Source organism: Rhizobium sp. BK377 (assembly GCF_014193935.1).
Taxonomy (GTDB): Bacteria; Pseudomonadota; Alphaproteobacteria; order Rhizobiales; family Rhizobiaceae; genus Rhizobium.
The window spans coordinates 72,645-92,796 of the sequence record NZ_JACIAC010000006.1; the positions used below are offsets into that span (position 1 = coordinate 72,645).

General features: G+C 59.2%; 22 protein-coding genes. 9 read left to right on the forward strand and 13 right to left on the reverse strand.

Features of this window, described 5'->3' with window-relative positions:
• Complete coding sequence (locus FHT92_RS22135) at positions 1-855, reverse strand: MurR/RpiR family transcriptional regulator (RefSeq protein WP_183748496.1); 855 nt, start codon at positions 853-855, stop codon at positions 1-3.
• Positions 856-1,090: 235 nt separating this feature from the next.
• On the opposite strand from FHT92_RS22135, the gene FHT92_RS22140 reads away from it, so the two are divergent.
• The gene (locus FHT92_RS22140; protein ID WP_183829346.1) at positions 1,091-1,804 is read left to right on the forward strand and encodes a sulfate transporter family protein; all 714 of its coding nucleotides are present in this window, start codon (positions 1,091-1,093) and stop codon (positions 1,802-1,804) included.
• 45 nt (positions 1,805-1,849) lie between these two features.
• Here FHT92_RS22140 and FHT92_RS22145 read toward each other — a convergent pair whose 3' ends face one another.
• A complete protein-coding gene (locus FHT92_RS22145; RefSeq protein ID WP_183829349.1) occupies positions 1,850-2,275 on the reverse strand; it encodes a VOC family protein in 426 nt (141 codons plus the stop codon).
• 79 nt (positions 2,276-2,354) lie between these two features.
• On the opposite strand from FHT92_RS22145, the gene FHT92_RS22150 reads away from it, so the two are divergent.
• A complete protein-coding gene (locus FHT92_RS22150) occupies positions 2,355-2,930 on the forward strand; it encodes a TetR family transcriptional regulator (protein WP_183829352.1) in 576 nt (191 codons plus the stop codon).
• On the opposite strand, the gene nth is transcribed toward FHT92_RS22150, so the two are convergent.
• Positions 2,895-3,674 (reverse strand): endonuclease III, encoded by a 780-nt coding sequence (nth, locus tag FHT92_RS22155; protein ID WP_183829355.1) that lies wholly within the window; start codon positions 3,672-3,674, stop codon positions 2,895-2,897. The two genes, FHT92_RS22150 and nth, sit on opposite strands and share 36 nt — an antisense overlap.
• Positions 3,675-3,696: 22 nt before the next feature.
• Here nth and FHT92_RS22160 point away from each other — a divergent pair, with 22 nt between their 5' ends.
• Together FHT92_RS22160 and FHT92_RS22165 are read left to right on the forward strand one after the other, a co-directional pair.
• Positions 3,697-4,194 (forward strand): DUF2244 domain-containing protein, encoded by a 498-nt coding sequence (locus tag FHT92_RS22160; RefSeq protein ID WP_183829878.1) that lies wholly within the window; start codon positions 3,697-3,699, stop codon positions 4,192-4,194.
• 69 nt (positions 4,195-4,263) lie between these two features.
• Complete coding sequence (locus FHT92_RS22165; protein WP_183829358.1) at positions 4,264-5,136, forward strand: methylated-DNA--[protein]-cysteine S-methyltransferase; 873 nt, start codon at positions 4,264-4,266, stop codon at positions 5,134-5,136.
• Positions 5,137-5,159: 23 nt separating this feature from the next.
• On the opposite strand, the gene FHT92_RS22170 is transcribed toward FHT92_RS22165, so the two are convergent.
• Positions 5,160-6,143, reverse strand: a complete 984-nt coding sequence (locus tag FHT92_RS22170; RefSeq protein WP_183829361.1) for a sugar-binding transcriptional regulator — start codon at positions 6,141-6,143, stop codon at positions 5,160-5,162.
• Positions 6,144-6,574: 431 nt separating this feature from the next.
• On the opposite strand from FHT92_RS22170, the gene tal reads away from it, so the two are divergent.
• From tal to FHT92_RS22185, 3 genes are all read left to right on the forward strand, one after another.
• A complete protein-coding gene (gene tal / locus FHT92_RS22175; RefSeq protein ID WP_183748506.1) occupies positions 6,575-7,540 on the forward strand; it encodes a transaldolase in 966 nt (321 codons plus the stop codon).
• Positions 7,541-7,636: 96 nt separating this feature from the next.
• Positions 7,637-8,305 (forward strand): DUF1345 domain-containing protein, encoded by a 669-nt coding sequence (locus tag FHT92_RS22180; RefSeq protein WP_183748508.1) that lies wholly within the window; start codon positions 7,637-7,639, stop codon positions 8,303-8,305.
• A gap of 367 nt (positions 8,306-8,672) precedes the next feature.
• Complete coding sequence (locus FHT92_RS22185) at positions 8,673-9,119, forward strand: DoxX family protein (RefSeq protein WP_183829364.1); 447 nt, start codon at positions 8,673-8,675, stop codon at positions 9,117-9,119.
• 38 nt (positions 9,120-9,157) lie between these two features.
• Here FHT92_RS22185 and FHT92_RS22190 read toward each other — a convergent pair whose 3' ends face one another.
• The 8 genes from FHT92_RS22190 to FHT92_RS22225 all read right to left on the reverse strand — a co-directional run bounded on the left by FHT92_RS22190 (position 9,158) and on the right by FHT92_RS22225 (position 17,423).
• Positions 9,158-9,331, reverse strand: coding sequence for a DUF1328 domain-containing protein (locus FHT92_RS22190; protein ID WP_183748510.1), 174 nt, complete (start codon positions 9,329-9,331; stop codon positions 9,158-9,160).
• Positions 9,332-9,487: 156 nt separating this feature from the next.
• Complete coding sequence (locus tag FHT92_RS22195; protein WP_183829367.1) at positions 9,488-10,594, reverse strand: LuxR C-terminal-related transcriptional regulator; 1,107 nt, start codon at positions 10,592-10,594, stop codon at positions 9,488-9,490.
• 180 nt (positions 10,595-10,774) lie between these two features.
• Positions 10,775-12,202, reverse strand: a complete 1,428-nt coding sequence (locus FHT92_RS22200) for a gamma-aminobutyraldehyde dehydrogenase (RefSeq protein ID WP_183829370.1) — start codon at positions 12,200-12,202, stop codon at positions 10,775-10,777.
• 75 nt (positions 12,203-12,277) lie between these two features.
• Positions 12,278-13,093, reverse strand: a complete 816-nt coding sequence (locus FHT92_RS22205; protein WP_183829373.1) for an ABC transporter permease — start codon at positions 13,091-13,093, stop codon at positions 12,278-12,280.
• A complete protein-coding gene (locus FHT92_RS22210) occupies positions 13,083-14,045 on the reverse strand; it encodes an ABC transporter permease (protein WP_183748514.1) in 963 nt (320 codons plus the stop codon). Before FHT92_RS22210 ends, FHT92_RS22205 begins: the two co-directional genes overlap by 11 nt.
• The gene (locus FHT92_RS22215; RefSeq protein WP_183748515.1) at positions 14,042-15,028 is read right to left on the reverse strand and encodes an ABC transporter ATP-binding protein; all 987 of its coding nucleotides are present in this window, start codon (positions 15,026-15,028) and stop codon (positions 14,042-14,044) included. The genes FHT92_RS22210 and FHT92_RS22215 overlap by 4 nt, the downstream gene beginning before the upstream one ends.
• A 205-nt stretch (positions 15,029-15,233) precedes the next feature.
• Complete coding sequence (locus FHT92_RS22220) at positions 15,234-16,394, reverse strand: ABC transporter substrate-binding protein (protein ID WP_183829376.1); 1,161 nt, start codon at positions 16,392-16,394, stop codon at positions 15,234-15,236.
• A 120-nt stretch (positions 16,395-16,514) separates the two neighbouring features.
• Complete coding sequence (locus tag FHT92_RS22225) at positions 16,515-17,423, reverse strand: LysR family transcriptional regulator (RefSeq protein WP_183748517.1); 909 nt, start codon at positions 17,421-17,423, stop codon at positions 16,515-16,517.
• A gap of 178 nt (positions 17,424-17,601) precedes the next feature.
• Between FHT92_RS22225 and FHT92_RS22230 the strand changes: the two genes are divergently transcribed.
• Complete coding sequence (locus FHT92_RS22230; RefSeq protein ID WP_183829379.1) at positions 17,602-18,324, forward strand: hypothetical protein; 723 nt, start codon at positions 17,602-17,604, stop codon at positions 18,322-18,324.
• 12 nt (positions 18,325-18,336) lie between these two features.
• Here FHT92_RS22230 and FHT92_RS22235 read toward each other — a convergent pair whose 3' ends face one another.
• Positions 18,337-19,227, reverse strand: a complete 891-nt coding sequence (locus FHT92_RS22235) for an AraC family transcriptional regulator (RefSeq protein WP_183829382.1) — start codon at positions 19,225-19,227, stop codon at positions 18,337-18,339.
• 132 nt (positions 19,228-19,359) lie between these two features.
• On the opposite strand from FHT92_RS22235, the gene FHT92_RS22240 reads away from it, so the two are divergent.
• A complete protein-coding gene (locus FHT92_RS22240; protein WP_183829386.1) occupies positions 19,360-20,112 on the forward strand; it encodes an SDR family NAD(P)-dependent oxidoreductase in 753 nt (250 codons plus the stop codon).
• Positions 20,113-20,152: the final 40 nt, after the last annotated feature.

The following is a 20,152-nucleotide window of genomic DNA, read 5'->3' on the forward strand; positions in this document are numbered from 1 at the left end:
TCAGTGGTTTGCCGTTTCCCCGAGGATCGTTGCGAATTCCACCATGCGTCGGCGGCGCTGGCTCGCCTCTTCACCGGCACCCAAAATGACCGCCTCGGCCAGACAGTCGAGCAAGGCGATCAGCGGTGGCAGGTTATCCGCGTCCTGCGCGCGGGCAGACGGCAAAGGCAGGACGACGTTCGACTGTTCGGGCAGCCAATCCGCATGCTGAGCGGAAATCAGGATTACCTTGTAGCCGTAACGCCGGGCAGTGCGCGCAAGCAGCCGTGACCTGGCGAAGCGGCGACAATCGATGATGACGAGCACGGCGTCCTCGACGAAGGAACGGGCGAAAAGCTCCGCGAAGCGGTTTCCCGCGCCGTCGATCGCACGTACGCCGTCGCGAGCCAGGGTCAGTCGCTGGCAGAAATGATTGGAGAACCCGGCAAGTCTGGCATGGGTAGCGACGAAGACCTCTCTGGAGGCGCCGATCAGCGCGACGGCTTCGGCCCAATGCGGCTGTGCGGTCAGATGATAGATGTGATGCAGCGCCTGTATCTGTTCGGCCACGAGAACGGCGAGTGCCTTGCCCTCCGATGCATCCGTCTGCAACTCCGTCATAGAATTTTGGAACTGGACGGGTGAGGTCGTAGCCGTTTCTCGGATCTCCACCTTGACACTGTCCAGCCCCTGATAGCCGAGCGCTCGCAGAAAACGGCCGACCGTCATCGGCGAAAGATCAAGCCGGTCGGCAACCGACGCAGCGGTTTCGAACGGCAGGTCGTTCAAATGTTCGGTGAAATATTTCGCGATGCGTCGTTCGGCAGGCGTGCCGGATTTCGCGTATTGCCTAAGCTTCTCTACAAAGTCTTCCACGCCGCAGCCTCCCCCATTTCCTCAGAGGCCTTCCGTGGATTCATGCGCAGCCGAATCCTTGTTTCTTAATATTGTCCGGAAGCTCTTCTTAGGCCCACACGTATTTCCAACTTTGAGAACTATATATTAGCATGTAATTTTCGACAAGTTTTCTATTCAAGCATGTAATTTTCAACTGACTTGCCGGGAGGATCCCGACTCCCTACATCACGCCGCGTAACGGAGATGCCAGAGAATGATCCTTGACGCCGCTCGCCTTTCGCTTGCCAACCTGTTTGCGCCGGAGACCCGGTCAGTTTTTTGGAAGGTTCTGGGACTGACGGTGCTGGTGCTGATTGGCTTGTGGTTCGCGTTGCGCGGCCTGTTCATCACCTTCGTCTTTCCCTGGATGGCGGGGTTCTTTCCCGAGATGCCTGACTGGGCCGGCTGGCTCAGCTTCGTTTTCCTGATCGCTGCCGGTGTCGGCCTTGCGCTCGGGCTGGCGCTACTGCTCTCGCCAGTTACGGCGCTGATTGCCGGCCTCTTTCTCGACGATGTTGCTGAGGTGATCGAAAAAAAGGATTATCCGCAGGATGCGCCGGGCAAGGCTATGCCGCTCGGCCCGGCGATGGCGAGCTCGATCAAGTTCCTCGGCGTCGTGATCATTGGCAATATTATCGCGCTGTTCCTGCTCTTCATTCCCGGCGTCAATCTCGTCGCCTTCTTCCTCGTGAACGGCTATCTGCTCGGGCGGGAATTCTTCGAATTCGCGGCGATGCGGTTCCGGTCGCCGCCGGAGGCGCGGCTGTTTCGCGCCAAGCATAGTCCGACCGTCTTTCTTGGCGGTCTGGTAATTGCACTTTTTCTGGCGATTCCCATTGTCAACCTTCTCACGCCGCTCTTTGCCGCAGGCATGATGGTGCATCTGCACAAGCTGATCTCGGCGCGCGATCCCGATTTCCGAGTTTAGTTTTTCACGCAATTCCGAACCCAAAACACGCTTGCCGGAATTGCTTTAGCCAGGCAGCGCTTTTGCCTCATACATCGCCGCATATTCGGCGCTCGGCGGGATCGGCTTGATGATATCGATCAAGACGCCGTTGGGATCGGCAGTGATGAAGTGGCGCTGACCGAAATCCTCGTCGCGGAGTTCGCCCAGAATCGGCAGCCCGGCTTTTGTACAGACGGCGTAGATCGCGTCCACGTCCTCGACCTCGAAATTCAGGAGAAGGCCGGAGACTTTGCCGCGGTCGGCGGCTGGGATGGTTTCGTGATTTCCGTCGAGCACGGCAAGCGTCACATGCTCATCTTCGGTCGATTGCAGATGGACATACCAGCCGCTGTCGAAGAGCGGTTGGAAACGGAAATGACGGCAATAGAAGGCTGCCGTGCCGGCAACGTCATCCGTCATGATGACGGGATAGTAGCTCGTCGATTTCATCATTTTCTCCTTCGGTTTTACGTGCAATCTGTATGTTTTTCTATTTAACATACAGACAGATTGTATGTAAAGAGAAGTGATGAGCCGCAGCAACCGAGAGAGAACCGAGCAAACGAGACAGGCCCTGATGAATGCCGCGCGCCGGCTTTTCGTCGAAAAGGGATATGCGGAGACCGCGACGCCTGACATTGTCGCGGAGGCCGGTGTGACGCGCGGTGCGCTCTACCATCACTTCGAAGACAAGAGAGCGCTCTTCCAGGCCGTGATCGAAAGGGAGGCGACCGATGTCGCCGACGAGATTGAGCGGCGCACAAGGCGGCAAACCGCACCGCGTGACGCACTGCTTGAAGGTGCTGCGGCCTATTTCGATGCAATGGAAGTGGAAGGGCGGACGCGGCTGCTTCTGCTCGAGGCGCCGGCGGTCATCGGTTTGCCCGCGACCGCGCAGATCGATGCCGAGAATGCAGAGGCGACATTGCGGGCAGGGCTCGAGGCCTTGCTACCACAAGCCAGTTTGCTCGGACCGTTGACGGCGATGCTGTCAGCGGCTTTCGATCGCGCGGCAATCGCCATCGAAGCAGGCGGTAGCCGTGAGGACTACGAGCAGGGGATAGCTGCCCTACTCGACGGCCTCGCCGATCACCTGCGGCGGTAGCTGGACCAGAGGTGCGGGGATATCGCTGCTCTTCTCCGGCGACTTACAGATATCGGCGATGACGCAGCGTTCGCATTCCGGGCGACGGGCCTTGCAGGTATAGCGGCCATGCAGGATCAGCCAGTGATGGGCGTGATAGAGGTAGTGCTTCGGAACAACCTTCATCAGTCGCTCTTCCACCTCGTCGGGGGTCTTTCCGGGGGCCAGCCTGATGCGGTTGGCGATGCGAAAGATATGGGTGTCAACCGCCATCGTCGCCTGGCCGAAGGCCATTGAGAGTACGACATTGGCGGTCTTGCGGCCGACGCCTGGCAGGCGAACCAACTCTTCGCGCGTCTCCGGCACCTTGCCGCCGAATTCATCGACCAGCATCTGCGAGAGCGCAATGACGTTCTTCGTCTTGTTGCGATAAAGGCCGATCGTCCTGATGTAGTCGCGCAGCCTCTCCTCGCCAAGATCGAGCATTTTCTGCGGCGTGTCGGCGACCTTGAAGAGTGCCCGTGTCGCCTTATTGACGCCGACGTCGGTCGCCTGCGCGGAGAGTGCCACCGCCACGACGAGGGTGAAGGGGTTGGTATGTTCCAGCTCGCCGCGCGGCTCGGGTCGCTGGATCGAGAAGCGGCGGAAAATCTCCTCGCGCTCGGCAAGCGAATAGGCTGTCTTCACCGCCGCCGGCTTGCGGCGGACGATCACATTCGAGTTTTGCGACGGTTTGCCGACGGATTTGAGTTTCGGATTGGCCATGGAAAATCTATACTCAACGGCTATGATGGAAAGCAACGCCGACGGCCGCAACGAGCAGCCTGTTTTCGCAGCTGAGCTCTTTCCCTACCGCTCCCTCGGACGGAAGGGTTTCAAAGTGTTGCTCATAATTTCCGGCGCCATCTGCTTCGTGTACGGCATGTTCTTCATCCTAACCGGCGCCTGGCCGATCGGCTTCTTTTTCGGGCTGGACTTCCTGCTGCTCTACGGCGCCTTCTGGCTCAATTACCGGTCCGGCAAAGTGCGGGAAGAGGTGACGGTTTCGCGGACGGACGTTTCGATACGCAAGTTCTCTCCGTCCGGCCGAATGATCGAGCACCACTTCAATCCGTTCTGGACGCGCTTTCTCGTGCGGCGGCATCAGGAGATCGGCATTCTCTCCATGCATATTTTCGGGGAAGGCAAGCGCACGGATGTCGGCTCCTTCCTCAATCCCGACGATCGCGAAAGCTTCGCCAAGGCCTTCAAGCGCGCACTTGCAGCGGTAAAACAGCGGATCTGAAATATCGCGCAAGAAACGGGTGGTTTGGCCGCCCGGCCTTGATTATCTCCCTTGTAAAGGAGAAAAACGATGAACATGATCGCGAAGCTCGATACGGATATCACCCCCGCAGGCCCGGACTATGATACTGTCCGCCAGGTCATCGAACTCATCAGCGAAGAATATCGCGACCAGCCGTCGCTGGAGGCGATTGCCGCACGGCTGAACCAGTCGCCGACGCAGCTTCAGAAGACCTTTACCCGCTGGGCCGGCCTTTCTCCCAAGGCGTTCCTGCAGGCCGTCACGCTCGACCACGCCAAACGGCTGCTGCGCCAGGAGAAAATGCCGCTGCTCGAAACCTCCATCGAGGTCGGTCTCTCAGGCCCGAGCCGCCTGCACGACCTGTTCGTGACGCACGAGGCAATGTCGCCGGGCGAATGGAAGGCAAAGGGCGGCGGGCTGACGATCCGTTACGGGTTCCATACCTGCCCCTTCGGCACGGCTCTCGTCATGGTGACGGACCGTGGTCTTGCGGGCCTCGCCTTCAGCGATTCCGGTGATGAAAAGGCCTGCCTTGAGGATATGACCTGCCGTTGGCCGAATGCGGAATATGTAGAGGACCGCCAAGCGACGGCGCCTTATGCCGAGCGTATCTTCCAACCGGGCCGCTGGACGTCGGACCAGCCGCTGCGGGTCGTGCTGATCGGCACGGATTTTCAGGTCAGCGTCTGGCAGAGCCTTCTGAAAATCCCCTTCGGCAAGGCCGTGACCTATAGCGATATCGCCAAGGATATAGGCCGGCCGACTGCCATGCGCGCGGTCGGTGCGGCAGTCGGGGCCAACCCGATCTCCTTCGTCGTGCCCTGCCATCGTGCACTCGGCAAAAACGGAGCATTGACCGGTTACCATTGGGGTCTGACCCGCAAGCGGGCCATGCTTGGCTGGGAATCGGCGCACGCCTGACCGATTGGATCAGCCGAAGCCGTTCAGGCAGCTTCGGCGAGCGCCAGCAATGCTTTTGCCGCACCCTCGTCGGTAATCAGTGTATTGCAGCCGATGCGCCTGATCGTTGCGCGGATCGCGACGGCACGATGTGCGCCGCCGGAGGACAGTACGATATGTTTCGCCTCTTTCAGCGTATCGAGATCCACCGACATCACCCGCTGATTGATCGAGTGGTCGACGGAATTACCGTCCTTGTCGAGAAAGTTGAACATCGTGTCGCAAACGCAGCCGGCATCGATCAGTTGCTGCAGTTCGGCCTTTGAAATCCATCCCTCGGACAGCGACGTCGAATGCGGGCCGATATCGCCACAGCTGACGATCGCGAGATCAAGGTTTTCCGCCAGCCGGTAGATCGTATCCAATCCGCATTTTTCGATGAGGTTTCGCTTGGTCTCGATTGAATCGACGAGTAGTGGGGCCAGGAACATGTAACATTCCGCTCCAAGCTGGTTGGCGAGGCGCCAGGTGTAGTCGATCGGGTTTGTCTGGTGGACGGCGACGATACCGCCGAGCAGAGAGACGATCTTGCAGTTGTCGCGCCGTGGCGGCCGGAAGCTCGCGAGAGAGGCCGTCATAGTGCGGCCCCAGCCGACGCCGATCGTATAATCGTCCGGAATGGCCTCCGACAGGAACTGACCGAGCGCTAAGCCGACATTCTTTGCCAGGGAATTCACATCACATTTGGAGGGCTTCGGCACGACGATCGCCTCATCGAGGCCGTAGGCCCGTTCCAGCTTGACCGATAGCTCTACGCAGTCGCCGATCGAATCGTTGATCCAGATCTGGACTTCGCTGCGCTTCATCGCCTCGTCGAGCAGGCGGATGACGGTCGTGCGGCTGATGCCGAGCTGTTCGGCGACATCCTTCTGGGTCAGGCCCTCGTTGTAATAGAGCCATGCGGCCCGCAGCCGGAGCGAAGAGGCTTCGGAATAAGCAGTGTGCGTGCCGCGTTTCAGCTTGACCACATCTCCTCCCGCGTCGATTTCGCCCTAGATCTTTGCCATCGATGACATAAGATTGTGGCATCGGCTTTGTTCCCGCGATAATGCCGGGTGTGACACTTATGTCAATTGAAATGCACAAATGTCCTTGACTTTTCGTTGCGGGAGCGGCGATAGTCGTCGTCGACAACATCGTTCTTGTCCGTCCGAGGAGGACAATGTGCGGGAATGCGGAAAGTTTCGACCGGCCTCTCAGCCGCACGCGGCATCGATTGCGGTGTGCCGTTGTATTCCGACGTTGGGAACGCCGACAATGTCTCTCACGTTTAAGGATCATCCGTGACGGACGCGCGACTATTTGCCTGCTGCATGCAAACCATCTGATCCTCAGATCACCTCTTTGCCGGGCGGAACTCGCGCCGGTCCGCAGTCCAAGTTCAAAAAGGATTTTGACCATGACATCCAAGCTTGACCAACTCCGCGAGATCACAACCGTCGTCGCCGATACCGGTGACATTCAGGCTGTTGCTCGCCTGAAGCCGGTTGATTGCACGACCAACCCATCCATCGTTCTCAAGGCACTTGGCACCGAGATGTTTGCCGATGACATGAAGGAGGCGATCGCCTGGGGCAAGAAGCTCGGCGGTGACGCCGATGCAGCGGCCGCAGCCGTTGCCGATCGCCTTGCTATCTCCGTCGGTTCTGCCCTCGTAAAGCTCGTTCCCGGCCGCGTTTCGACCGAAGTCGATGCCGACCTCTCCTTCGATACCGAAGCTTCGCTCAAGAAGGCGCGCAGCATCATCGCTGCCTACAAGGAGCGCGGCATCGAGAAGGATCGCATCCTCATCAAGCTCGCTTCCACCTGGGAAGGCATTCGCGCCGCCGAAATCCTTCAGAAGGAAGGCATCGACTGCAATCTGACCCTGCTTTTCTCCAAGGCCCAGGCCATTGCCTGCGCTGACGCCGGCGTGTTCCTGATCTCGCCCTTCGTCGGCCGCATTCTCGACTGGTACAAGAAGTCGACCGGCAAGGATTTCACCGCCGAAGAAGATCCGGGCGTTCTGTCCGTTCGCGACATCTACAATTACTACAAGGCCAACGACATCAAGACCGTCGTCATGGGCGCATCCTTCCGCAACACCGGCGAAATCGAAGCGCTGGCGGGTTGCGATCGTCTGACGATTGCTCCCAACCTGCTCGACGAGCTGTCGAACGATCAGGGCAAGCTCGAGCGCAAGCTGTCGCCGGAAACGATCAAGCCGGCTGCGAAGGTCACGGTCGATGAGAAGACCTTCCGCTGGATGATGAACGAGGATGCCATGGCGACGGAAAAGCTCGCAGAAGGCATCCGTGCATTCGCAAAGGATCTCGGCACGCTGCGAAGCCAGGTCCGCAAGGAGCTGCAACTCGCTGCTGCGTAAGGCTGCGCAAGCCGCACTTTGACGAAAGGCGCAGCTGCCGCTGGCAGCCGCGCCTTTTTCATGTTGATATCAAGGGCATAGGGGCGGGGGATTGCAGTGGCTGACGAGGATGACGGAAATTCGCTGATCTCACTTGCCTGCAAACATGCGAGTTTCATCCTCTCGGTGCTCGGCGGTCTCATCGTCTTTCTGGCGCTGACCTCACGGGAGGTCAGCGCCAGCAACATCCTGTTCGGCTGGAATGCCTCGGCGACCTTCTTCATAGGGCTGAGCTGGCGCAAGATGCTTCGGGCGACCGTTGAAAGCATCAAAAAACGATCGGAAGATCTCGATTTTTCCGATATTTTCCTGCTCTTCCTATCGATTGCAGCGGCTCTTGCCAGCATTGCCGGCATCGGGATCGAGCTTCATTCGATCAAGGATGCACCGGCAGATGTCGCGCTGTGGCGGGCGGCTGCGGCGATCTTGACCATCATGATCTCCTGGTTTTTCCTGCACACGCTTTTCACGATCCACTATGCCCATTATTTCTATGGCGGTCCGGACAAGTGCGAAGGGCTTAAATTCCCTGATGGAATCGAGGAGCCCGCTTATTGGGACTTCCTCTATTTCTCTTTCACAATCGGTGTCGCGGCGCAGACGGCCGATATCGCTGTCACTTCGACGACGATGCGCAAATTCACCCTGCTGCACGCGCTGCTGTCGTTTCTTTTCAACACCACAATTCTCGCACTTGCGATCAATGTCGGGGCGAGCCTACTCTAGGGCCTTACTGCGGCTCCGAAGAGGGTCTGAACTTTGCAGAATAGCCAGAGCGAAGAACGACGCGGGCACTCGCCGAGCGTTGCGATTCCGCTAAAGATAATCAGCGGGAAGAGGTTTATAACCTGATGAGGAAGATCCTGTGCAACACTGGTGATTACCGGATGTCGCTGACCTGTCTACCGCAGCGCTGGAACTTCAGCTCGATCGTAAGGCGCACGTGAATATCTTGGGGCTTTCTGTGCTTTACCCCGACGGCTGCGAGGAACCTGAAGATACTCAGGAAGCCAACGCCGCAAGGGCGGCAAGCGACCGACACATCAACGGCAGGAATAGGCAGGTTTCCGCCTGCTCCTGAGAAGCGGAGGATATGATGGAAAACGCTGCAAGCCGGCCCCGGCTGACCGACCTCATTCTTCTTCTGGGTAGGCTTCTCCTATCCTTGATTTTTCTGCATGAAGGTTCAACACTCATCGCAGATATCCCTGCGACGCTTGCGACCTTCGACAAGCTTGGCCTGCCGGCGCTGGTGACGTTTGCCGTCATTGCTCTGCAGATTGGCGCCGGCCTTTCCGTAGCCGGTGGCCTTCTCTGCCGGCTCGGCGCAACGGCGCTAGGGTTGTTCTGCCTTGCGACGGCCTTTCTGTTCCATACCAATTTTTCAAGTCAGAACGAGTTGCTGCATTTCGAGAAGGATCTGGCAATCGCCGGCGGCATGTTCGTGCTTGCGGTGCGGGGAGCAGGATCAATCTCGGTCGATGGTCTTCTGAAGCGACAGGCAAAGGGACTGCATCCCTGGCTGATAGGCATGCTGTAGAACTGCCGCCGTTACGTGGCCTGAAATCGCCTCCGCGGCTAGAAGATTGCCTGTCCTGCCATCAAGGCCAATATCAGGAAGATCAGGAAGACGACGAGGAATATGCCGAAGAGCACGCGCGCGATTGTCGCGGTCGCCGCCGAAATGCCGGAGAAGCCGAAAAAGCCGGCAACGATCGAAACTACGAGAAATATCAGAGCCCATTTTAACATGGATATCTTCCTCCGTGATTGCCGCAGGCAAGACGCATCAACGCGGATTTTGTTCCAAATCGTTGAAAACGCCGTTCCTGAAGGTGTCTCCGGCCTGCAGTGGTTTTCGAAGCTGCGTCTACCGTTTCGGGGAAAGCGTCGTTGGTTTCATCAGGCCTAGATTTTCAGGCTCGACAGCAGCGAGATAAGCTGGGATTGGCGTTGTGTGCCAGTCTTGGCAAGAACCTTCTTCACGTAGCCGCGCGTCGTCTCGTAGGTCAAACCGGATATTTCCGCGATCTGGCGTGGCGACGAACCATCCATCAGCAGGCGCGCTACCGTCGTTTCCTGAGGAGTGAGCGAAAAGAGCCGGCGCAGCAGATCGCGGCTCGGGGCCGTGCGTTCGGAGAGATCCGTGATGATGGCGACGGCGGCGGAGTGCGAGAAGAGTTCGGCCGGTACTCCGTTCAGGCGCTGGGCACGGATTATCAGGGGTCCTTTTCCGGGGCGGGAAAACAGAACCGGCGTGGAGACGGCAGGATTGGCGAAAGGCTCCTTTGAAAGAACTGCCTGCAGGTGGCGCCGCAGGAGCCCCGTCTCCTCCTGACTGAGCGCAACAAGTTCCTGATCGAGAAGCCGGATATCGCCATCGAGCAGCATCTCCGCCCGCTGGTTCAGCCGGGTGACGCGGCCAAGACGATCGAAGAAGACCACGGCAGTGCCGGCGAACTCGAATGCCTCGCTCATGCTGTCGATCTTGGCGACATGCAGGGCGCGAATGATCTCGGCTGCGGCGGTCAGTCTCGACTGCATCCTCACGAGCAGGCGCTCGTCATCGCGATCGAACGGCTGGTCTTGAATGCGGCGCTGCAGGTTGAGGCTCAGCATCGTATCACCGGAGGTGAAGCCCACCATCGCGGAGTAACGGAAGCCGAAACGGGCCAGGAAGTCCGTATAGAAGATCTGGTGGTTGAATTCCTCCTCGCCGGCGATGTCGTGTTCGATGACGATACCCTTGGTCATCGCAACCACCAGGCCGCGTTCGCGGAAGTCGCGTTTGTACCATTCTTCGTCGAAATAGACTTCGAAAGCCTCCAGTAAATTCGGCGTGCTCAGGAAGCCGGAGGGGAATTTCCCGCGCACCGGCATGATATGCGTGCCGGTGGAACCGGTGGCCCGGCTGATCTGCTCCAACGTGCGCTCCCAGCTATCAGCGACAAGTGCGGATTCCAGTAGGCCATCCAGGGCTTTTTCGAGCTCGGAAATATCGATGCGCGTCGCCATAAGTAATGCCGATTGATCTCTTTAATCCGACGAGGAACCACAATTATCGCGAGCTGCCGAATGGGGTGAACGGCAATTCAACGTTCAAAAAAACAGTATTTTCAGTTGTATTATGACAAGGTGATAAAGTCACTGATGGCGGCAGTGACTTTCATGAAAGATCAAGTCGGTATAGTTCAACTATCCGTGATTGATCATCACATGTCGGACAGCGGTATAGTCTTCCAAGGCATAGTTTGAAAGGTCTTTACCGTAGCCGGATTGCTTCAGGCCGCCATGGGGCATTTCGTTGACCAGCATGAAATGCGTGTTGATCCAGGTGCAGCCGTACTGAAGGCGCGCGGCTGTCTTCATGCCGCGGCCGATATCCCTGGTCCATACAGAGGAGGCGAGGCCGTAATCGCTGTCATTCGCCCAGGTTACTGCATCCTCGACATCGGTAAAGCGGGTGACGGAGACGACGGGGCCGAAGACTTCGCGACGGACGATCTCGTCTTCCTGTGTGGCACCCGCGACGACGGTGGGCGCAAAGAAGAAACCCTTGTCGCCGGAGACCTTGCCGCCGGTGGTGATTTCCATGTGCTTATGTTCGGAGGCGCGAGTGACGAAGCTTTCGACTCTGTCGCGCTGCCGCCTGGAAATCAGGGGGCCGATCTCATTCTCAGTGTCGTCGGCATGGTTGAAACGGATACTGGAGACGGCGGAGGTCAGGTCGGCGACGAAATTCTCGTAAACCTTGGCGTCGGCGTAGATGCGGCAGGCGGCGGTGCAGTCCTGACCGGCATTGTAGTAACCGAAGGTGCGGATACCGGCGACGACGGCATCGATATCGGCATCGTCGAACACGATGACAGGCGCCTTGCCGCCAAGCTCCAGATGGGTGCGCTTGACGGTCTTTGCAGCCGCCTGCAGCACTTTCTTGCCGGTCGCGATATCGCCTGTAATCGACACCATGTTGATTTTCGGATGATTGATTAGCGCATTGCCGACGCTTTCGCCACGGCCGAGGATGAGATTAACCACGCCCTCGGGAAGGATTTCGGAGAGGAGCTTTGCCATTTTCAGTGCCGTCAGCGGCGTCTGTTCCGATGGCTTGAAGACGACCGTATTGCCGCCTGCGATCGCGGGCGCCAGCTTCCAGGCCATCATCATCAAAGGGTAATTCCACGGCGCGATCGAGCCGACGATGCCGATCGGGTCACGGCGGATCATCGAAGTGTGGCCGGGGAGATATTCACCGGCGACAGGCCCGTGCAGATTGCGCACCGCGCCGGCAAAGAAGCGGTAGCAGTCGACGATAGCAGGGATTTCGTCGTTCAGCACGGCATTGATCGGCTTGCCGCAATTCAGCGCTTCGAGCGTGGCAAAACCCTGTGCGTCCCTTTCGATGGCATCGGCAATTTTCAGGAGATAGGCGGAGCGTTCGGATGGCGTCGTCTGCGCCCAGGCAACGAAAGCCTTTTCAGCAGCATCCACGGCGGCATCGATCTGACTGAGCGAAGCTTCGGGGAGGTTCAGCACGGTCTCGCCGGTCTTCGGGTTCAGGATGTGTTCTTCCGTTTCAGTGCCGGTCTCGAAGCGCGAGCCGATCAGCATTTGCGTGTCCATAGGCATTCTCCCTCTGCGTTGGTGGAGCGGGATAGGGCAGGAAAGCGTTTGACGCTTTCCATATCTTGCTCCGGGTTATTTACCGGCACCGGCGATCTGGTCGCCGTCGCGCGTGAGATAATAGGCTGCCAGGATCGGCAGGAAGGTAACGAGCACGACCATCATGGCGACCACGTTGGTGACGGGGCGCTGGCGCGGGCGGATCAGCTCTTCGAGCATCCAGATCGGTAGGGTGGATTGCTGGCCACCGGTGAAAGTGGTGACGATGACTTCGTCGAAGGACAGAGCGAAAGCCAGCATGCCCCCGGCCAGAAGCGCCGTGCCGATATTCGGCAGGATCACATGCCGGAAGGTCTGGAAGCCGTCGGCGCCGAGATCCATCGATGCTTCGATCAGCGAGCCTGACGTGCGGCGGAAACGGGCGACGGCATTGTTGTAGACGACCACGACGCAGAAAGTGGCGTGACCAAGCACGATCGTCCAGACCGAGAAAGGAATATCGAACAGGCTGAAGGCGGAGCGGAGCGCAATGCCGGTGATGATGCCCGGCAGCGCGATCGGCAGGATGACGAGCAGAGAGATCGCTTCGCGGCCGAAGAACTTCGTCTGGCTGACGGCAGCGGCGCACAGCGTGCCGAGGATCAGTGCGACTGCCGTCGCAATGCAGGCGACCTGCAGGGAGAGGCCGAGTGCCGACCAGACGTCCGGGCGATTCCAGGCGATGCCGAACCATTGCAGCGTCAGGCCGGGCGGCGGCCACCGATAGCTCTTCTCCTCGGTTGTGAAGGCATAGACGAAGATCAACAGGATCGGCAAATGCAGGAAGAGCAGGCCGCACGCGGCCGCGATCTTCAGAATAAGGGGCGATTTCTGTCCTCGATCAGAGCGCATCGAAAGCCCCCATGCGTTTGGCGAGCCAGAGATAGATCGCCATGATGACGATCGGCACGACCGAGAATGCGGCGGCGAGCGGCACGTTGCCGGCCGTTCCCTGCTGGGTATAGACCGCCTGGCCGATGAAAAGGCGGGATGAGCCGATGATCTGGGGGATGATGTAGTCGCCCAAGGTCAGCGAGAAGGTAAAAATCGAGCCGGCGACGATGCCTGGCAGCGCCAGCGGGAAAAGCACGGTGCGGAATGTCTGGTGCGGCGTGGCACCAAGATCGGCTGAGGCCTCGATCAGGTTGCCGGGCACGCGTTCGAGTGCTGCCTGTGTCGGCAGTATCATATAGGGCAACCAAATATAGACGAAGACGATGAAGGTGCCGAGATAGCTGACGGAGAGCGAATTGCCGCCGACCACGGGCAAAGCGAGGACGGTGTCGAGAAGCCAGGAAAGATAGAGCTTGTCGAAGAACCAGGTGAGGATGCCTTCCTTGGCGAGGATCAGCTTCCAGGCATAGATCTTGACGAGATAGCTCGACCAGAGTGGCAGCATGACGCCAAGGTAAAACAGGGCTTTCCATTTTCCTCGCGCATAGCGGGCGGCGTAATAGGCGATCGGGAAGGCGACGATGGCGGAGGCGACCGTCACCAGCGCTGCCATCAGGATGGTTCTGACGATGATGTCGAAATTGCCGGGGTTCAAAAGCTGCGCATAGGTATCGAGGGTGAAGTCGTAATTCACCATTCCCGAGAAATCGTCGATCGAGAAAAAGCTTTGCAGCAAGAGTGCGATCAGCGAGCCGACATAAATGATGCCGAGCCAGAGCAGCGGCGGTGTCAGCATCAGCAACAAGAGCAGTTTCGGGTGGCGCCAGAACCTGTCCGACAGGCGGCCGAAGAAACCGCCGCGCTGCGGCAGGATCGAGGCTTCCGGCTTGGTGATCGCCAGCGTTGTCATGCCGCATCATCCATGTAGTGCACGTCACGCTGCTGCCAGGCGAGGCGGATGGCGGTGCCAATATCGGGTATATCGCTGCCGGCTGGCAGCATGACATGCAGGCGCGATCCAGTGATGTCTACGGTGAGGCGGGTTGCGGCGCCCAGGAAGCTCGCACTTTCGACCTTCGCTTCAATGCCCTCGCCTGAAAGGCGGATTGCCTCGGGGCGCAGGCTCGCCCAGCGCTTTTCGCCGCCGAGGGCCGTCATCACGTCAGGAGAAATGACATTGGACGAGCCGACGAAATCGGCGACGAAGCGGGTCTTCGGACGGCGATATATATCCTGCGGCGTACCCTGCTGAACGATGCCGCCATTGTTGAAGACCGCGACGCGGTCGGCCATGGAGAGGGCCTCCCCCTGATCGTGGGTGACGAAGATGAAGGTGATGCCTAGGGCGCGCTGCAGGCTCTTCAGCTCTTCCTGCATCTGCTCGCGCAGCTTCAGGTCCAGAGCGCCGAGCGGTTCGTCGAGCAGGAGCACTCGGGGCTTGTTGACGAGGGCACGGGCGAGCGCCACGCGCTGCCGCTGGCCGCCGGAAAGCTGGCCTGGACGGCGGCTGCCGTAACCGGGTAGCTTCACCAGTTCCAGCGCCTTTTCTGCCTCTTTGATCCGCTCCGCCTTGCCCATACCCTTGACCATCAGCCCGTAGGCGACGTTGTCGAGGATATCGAGATGCGGGAAAAGCGCGTAATCCTGAAAGACGGTGTTGACGTTGCGGCGATAGGGCGGGACGCCTTCGGCGGTTTCGCCGAAGATTTCGATATGTCCCGATGTCGGCTGTTCGAAGCCTGCAATCAGCCGCAGGCTGGTGGTCTTGCCGGAGCCGGATGGGCCGAGCATGGCGAAGAATTCGCCCGGCGCGATTTCGAGATCGACGCCATCGACGGCTCGCACGGCGCCGAAATAGCGAGAGACCTTTAGGAAACGGACGGCTGACGTCATAGGGGCTCCGGAGCTGTATCTAAGAGAGGCTTTGATCTTCAAAAAGACCCGCCCTAAACCCCTCCCCGCACGGGGAGGGGTTTAATCTGCCGCGCCCACGCTCAAACCTTTCGGCGTTTCGGCAGGAATTCGGCGGCACCACTCTGGCCCCTCTTGGTGAGGAGGGGCTGGGGGAGGGAATTTGCTTACGCGAACCGGCCTGGCGTCACCGCCCGCCAATCACGCCGATATAGTCGGACACCCAGCGATGATAAGGCACGCATTCGCTCTCGCTCGCGCATTTGGCGACCGGCGTCTTCCAGAACTTGATCTTGTCAAAGTGATCGTAGCCGTTGGTGCTGCAGCCGGCGTCGGTCAGCAGTTCATTGCCCTTGCAGGCAGCCGGAACGGAGGGCACGGCGCCGAACCAGGCGGCTGCATCACCCTGGACCTTGGCCTTGAGGGAATGCTCCATCCACATATAGGCGCAGTTCGGATGTTCGCTGTCAGCATGCAGCATGGTCGTGTCGGCCCAGCCGGTGACGCCTTCCTCGGGGAAGGTGGAGGCGATCTTCTGCTTGTCGGCCAGCAGCAGGTTGACCTGGAACGGCCAGGAACCGGAGGCGACGACACCTTCGTTCTTGAAGTCGTCGACCTGGATCATCGCATCGTGCCAATAGCGCGAGACGATCTTTCGCTGGCCGCGCAGCAGGTCGAGAGCGGCCTTGTACTGGTCCTCGTTGAGCTCGTAGGGGTCCTTGATACCGAGGTCGGGCTTATGCGCCATGAGATACAGAGCGGCATCAGCGATGTAGATCGGGCCGTCATAGGCCTGCACGCGGCCCTTGTTGGATTTGCCGTCCGGCAGGTTCTGTTCGTCGAAAACGACGTTCCAGCTCGTCGGCGCCTTATCCTTGAAGGTCTCGGTATTATACATCAGCACATTCGGCCCCCAGAGATAGGGCACGCCGTAATGGACTCCGTTCACTGTATTCCAGGGCGCATTCTGCAGGCGCTCGTCGACTGTCTTGAAGCTCGGGATGAGATCGGTGTTGATCGGTTGGACGCGTTTGCCGGCGACGAGGCGCAGCGACGCGTCGCCCGAGGCGGTGACGAGATCGAAACCGCCTTCGTTCATCAGCGCCACCATTTCATCCGAGGTGGCGGCGGTCTTGACGGAAACCTTGCAGCCGGTTTCCTTCTCGAAGTCGGTAACCCAGTCGTAATTCTTGTCGGTTTCGCCGCGCTCGATATAGCCGGCCCAGGCGACGATGCTGACGGCGCCTTCGCCCTTGCCCAATTCTTTCAGCGGTTCGGCGGCAATGACCTGCGTCGCGAAGCTCAGACTCGCGAGCGCGGCAGTGCACGATTTCAGAAGATGCTTCATCGTCTGTCTCCCGGTTCGGTGCCGCTTTTGCGGCGTTTTGTTCCCGGAAGAAAAGGTGACGCGGAATGGCTGGTTTCGCAAATTCATTTATCAGAAAGACGATATCGGAAATTCCGATATCTACCGAGATCTTCCCGAACGCATATTTTCCGCGATGGCCACGAAATCGCGTGCCGCCTGCGGCAGGCTGGAGCCCTTGCGCCAGACCATGCCCACCTGCACGACAGGCAGAGAACCGGAAACGTCGCGGCTTTCGATGCGGTCGCCTTCCAGTGACCACGGACGATAGACGAGATCGGGCAAGAGCGCTACGCCCGCACCTGTCGCGACCAAGCTGCGCACCGCTTCCACCGAGCGGGTGCGGAAGGCGACGTGCGGCCGGGCGCCGAGCGCGGTCAGCAACTTGCCGGTATTCTCCTCGATTTCATCTACCGTCAGCATGATCAGCGGCTCGCGGGCGATATCGGCAATGGAAATGATATCCGCCGAAACCAGCGGATGACCCATCGGCAGCCAGAGGCGATAGGGTGAGGTTTCGAGGATCTCGGCCTGCAGCGCCATGCGATCACGCAGATTTGAAATCACCATGACGGCAACATCCAGTTCGCCGCCGATCAACAAATGTTCGAGGTAACTGCCATTGTCCTCGATGGCGCTGACCTCCACGCCTGGGCAGGCGCGGCGATAGCGGGCCAGCAGATCCGAGAGCACATAGCCGGCGACGAGCGAGGTGACGCCGATATTGAGCGTGCCGGAGGGTATGTTCCGCTGGCCGGAGAAGCTGGTGCGGGCATCCGAAACCGTTGCCAGGATTTTCGTGGCGTGCCGCAGGAACTGATGGCCGTTGTGGGTGATCGAGAGCCCGCGTGGGTGACGCTCGAACAGCACGACGCCAAGGTCGTTTTCGAGTTCTTTCAGCGCCTCCGTTATCGAGGATTGGGAGATCGACAGGTTCTGCGCGGCGCGCGTGACCGAACCCTGTTCGGCAACGGCGATGAAGTACTGGATCTGGCGAAGCGTGAAGGCCATGGCATTTTAGAGCATGCGTGTGAGCGCTCTGGCAAGCGCGGGAGCAGCTGGACCTTTTTTGGTATTTTTCCACTTCGAGACAAAATCGGAAGGCCCACTTAAAGATTCGGAAACGTCATTTCCCTAGCTTAACAGTCACTTGTATTGCGTTGGAGTTTCAGATGGCGGAGCAGTTGGCGTGAAGGCCTTACTGCGCATGTTCCGGCCTTCCCGGAAATTGGCTTTGATCATCGGTGGTAGCGCCCTGTTGGCGGGCGTTTCCGGCGGTGCTGCGGTCTATGTCGGTAAAGACAGGCTGCTGGGTGACGAGGAAGCCGCCGATGGCGTGGCCTGCACCGACGTCAATCTCGTTACGATCAAGAAGCAGGATCATGTCTGGGTCCGTAAATATATCAAGACCGAACCTGTCGACGGCATGACGCGCATCAAGACGGCGTTGCGCGTCGCCCAGGCCGTCTATGAAGCACAAAAGCCTGATCTGGTGCAGGTCGTCGTCCTCGACGAGAACGGTCCGACCCTGCGCTCAGATATTCGCGGTCGGGCGATCGGCGCCGACGTGGTCTATATCGCGCATCCCGACAAGATGGTCGAAGGTCTCAACGACAAGCCCTATACTGCCCGCTATTACGACGGCAAGGCGAGTGAGCAGGGCCTTTTTTACGGCGAACGTATCGAATTGGCAGACGATCGGATCGCAGCGCTGAATGCGAGCCTCAAGGATCCGGCCGATTGCATCGACCCGGTGGCCGTTGCTTCCACCAAGAAAGAGAGCAAGCCGGAAAAGGGCGCTGCGCCCAAGGAGGCTGAGGAACCGTCTGCTCAAGAGCAGGCTGCCAAGGATGCGGCCACTCCGGCAGGAGACGCTCCCGCAGAGGAGCCGCCCGTCAAGAGCGGCCACTAGTTCCGAAAACGATCAGGCGGCAGGCTTGATATTTTCCCTTATCAGTGAGGCATCGCGCGCCGGCGGCTGGCCGAAGAAGCGTGCGTATTCCCTGCTGAATTGCGAGGCGCTTTCATAGCCCACGGTGTAGGCGACCGAGGATGCATTTCCGGATTGGCCAATCAGAAGCTGGCGAGCCTGCAGCAATCGGATGCGTTTCTGGAACTGGATCGGGCTCATCGCCGTCACTGCCTTGAAATGGCGATGAAAGGCGGACACGCTCATCGAGGCGAGGCCGGCAAGCTTTTCGACCTCGACCGCCTCTGCGTAATGATCGCGTACCCAGCGGATGGCGAGTCTTATCCGCGAGAGTGCGCTATCGGGTGCCGCAATATCACGTAATATCCAGCCTTGTGGCCCCTGCAGCACGCGATAGAGGATTTCGCGTTCATAAGCAGGCGCAAGAGCCGGGATATCCTGCGGCCGCTCCATGAGCTGCAGCATTCTCAGCCAGGCACTGAGAAGTTCCGGCGTCATGCGGCAGACGGAATAACCGCCGCCTTGCCCCTCCTGATAGGTCTGTGGCGGGAGGTCGATGAGAAGGGCTGCCACCCTTGCCGGATCAAGCGACAGACTGACACCGACATAGGGCCTGTCGAGACCGGCTTGCTGCACTTTGCCAGTTGCGGGCATATCCACCGAGATGACGAAATAGGTGGAGGGGTCGTAATAATAGTCCTGGCCGGCGATGGTAAGCGTCTTGCCGCCATCCACAATCAGGTTGACCATCGGCTCATAGATCGCCCCGAGCCTGTGCTCAGGGATCTCTCCCCTGACCATCAATATGCCGGGTATGCCGGTTTCCGTCGGGCGGTTTTCGGCGCGGGCCGTCAGGCGGCGCATCTCTTCGAGCATTGTCTGCATAGGGGAATCCTGACGTAGCTCGTCATTGCGCGCAAGACAAAAGCAGGAATAGGCAAGAACGAGGCAGTTTCCGGCGGAGTAGCGGCCTCCCGTTTCCCCTAGCTTCCGGCCATCAAAAGCAAGGAGACACAGATGAAAATCGCAATCATTACCGGTGGCAGCCGGGGCATCGGTCAATCGGCAGCTCAGGAATGCGCGCGGCGCGGCATGGGGGTCATCCTGACCTACAACAGCCACAAGCCCGGCGCCGATGAAGCTGTGGCCGAGATCAAGGCGGCGGGCGGCCAGGCGGTCGCGCTGGCTTTGGATGTCGGCGATGCCGCAAGTTTTCCGTCCTTCGTGGAGGAGGTCAAGCGACTGCTTTCCACCTATTGGGGCCGCAGTGATTTCGATTGCCTCGTCAACAATGCCGGGTTCGGCATGTTCAATCTGATAGAGACGGTGACGACCGACCAGTTCGACGCGCTGATGAACGTGCACCTCAAGGGCCCGTTTTTCCTGACGCAGGCGCTATTGCCGCTGATGGTGGATGGTGGCGTGATCCTCAATGTGACGAGCGCCTCGGTGCGTGTCGCAACCGACGGTGTGGCGCCTTATGCCGCTCTCAAATCTGGGCTTGAGACCTTGACGCGGTATCAGGCGAAGGAGTTCGGCAACCGCAGGATCCGCGCCAATGCGGTCTCGCCTGGCGCTATTCGCACCAATCTGGCTGATGCCGCGCTGGACAAAAACCCGGAATTTGCGGCGCTGCTTGCCTCGCAGACGGCACTCGGCCGTATCGGAGAATCCGACGATGTCGGCCGGGTGATCGCCATGCTGGCGTCCGAAGACGGTGCCTGGATCAACGCGCAAACGATCGAGGTTGCTGGCGGATACATGATCTGAAGGAAGGGCCTCTCAGACAAACGAAAACGGAGCGTCCTTT

Excerpts from the sequence above, each read along its gene's own strand:
- FHT92_RS22140 (WP_183829346.1), top strand. The coding sequence starts at position 1,091 with ATGATCCTTGACGCCGCTCGCCTTTCGCTTGCCAACCTGTTTGCGCCG.
- FHT92_RS22145 (WP_183829349.1), bottom strand. The coding sequence starts at position 2,275 with ATGAAATCGACGAGCTACTATCCCGTCATCATGACGGATGACGTTGCC.
- FHT92_RS22150 (WP_183829352.1), top strand. The coding sequence starts at position 2,355 with ATGAGCCGCAGCAACCGAGAGAGAACCGAGCAAACGAGACAGGCCCTG.
- nth (WP_183829355.1), bottom strand. The coding sequence starts at position 3,674 with ATGGCCAATCCGAAACTCAAATCCGTCGGCAAACCGTCGCAAAACTCG.
- FHT92_RS22160 (WP_183829878.1), top strand. The coding sequence starts at position 3,697 with ATGATGGAAAGCAACGCCGACGGCCGCAACGAGCAGCCTGTTTTCGCA.
- FHT92_RS22165 (WP_183829358.1), top strand. The coding sequence starts at position 4,264 with ATGAACATGATCGCGAAGCTCGATACGGATATCACCCCCGCAGGCCCG.
- tal (WP_183748506.1), top strand. The coding sequence starts at position 6,575 with ATGACATCCAAGCTTGACCAACTCCGCGAGATCACAACCGTCGTCGCC.
- FHT92_RS22185 (WP_183829364.1), top strand. The coding sequence starts at position 8,673 with ATGATGGAAAACGCTGCAAGCCGGCCCCGGCTGACCGACCTCATTCTT.
- FHT92_RS22190 (WP_183748510.1), bottom strand. The coding sequence starts at position 9,331 with ATGTTAAAATGGGCTCTGATATTTCTCGTAGTTTCGATCGTTGCCGGC.
- FHT92_RS22195 (WP_183829367.1), bottom strand. The coding sequence starts at position 10,594 with ATGGCGACGCGCATCGATATTTCCGAGCTCGAAAAAGCCCTGGATGGC.
- FHT92_RS22200 (WP_183829370.1), bottom strand. The coding sequence starts at position 12,202 with ATGGACACGCAAATGCTGATCGGCTCGCGCTTCGAGACCGGCACTGAA.
- FHT92_RS22205 (WP_183829373.1), bottom strand. The coding sequence starts at position 13,093 with ATGCGCTCTGATCGAGGACAGAAATCGCCCCTTATTCTGAAGATCGCG.
- FHT92_RS22210 (WP_183748514.1), bottom strand. The coding sequence starts at position 14,045 with ATGACAACGCTGGCGATCACCAAGCCGGAAGCCTCGATCCTGCCGCAG.
- FHT92_RS22215 (WP_183748515.1), bottom strand. The coding sequence starts at position 15,028 with ATGACGTCAGCCGTCCGTTTCCTAAAGGTCTCTCGCTATTTCGGCGCC.
- FHT92_RS22220 (WP_183829376.1), bottom strand. The coding sequence starts at position 16,394 with ATGAAGCATCTTCTGAAATCGTGCACTGCCGCGCTCGCGAGTCTGAGC.
- FHT92_RS22225 (WP_183748517.1), bottom strand. The coding sequence starts at position 17,423 with ATGGCCTTCACGCTTCGCCAGATCCAGTACTTCATCGCCGTTGCCGAA.
- FHT92_RS22235 (WP_183829382.1), bottom strand. The coding sequence starts at position 19,227 with ATGCAGACAATGCTCGAAGAGATGCGCCGCCTGACGGCCCGCGCCGAA.
- FHT92_RS22240 (WP_183829386.1), top strand. The coding sequence starts at position 19,360 with ATGAAAATCGCAATCATTACCGGTGGCAGCCGGGGCATCGGTCAATCG.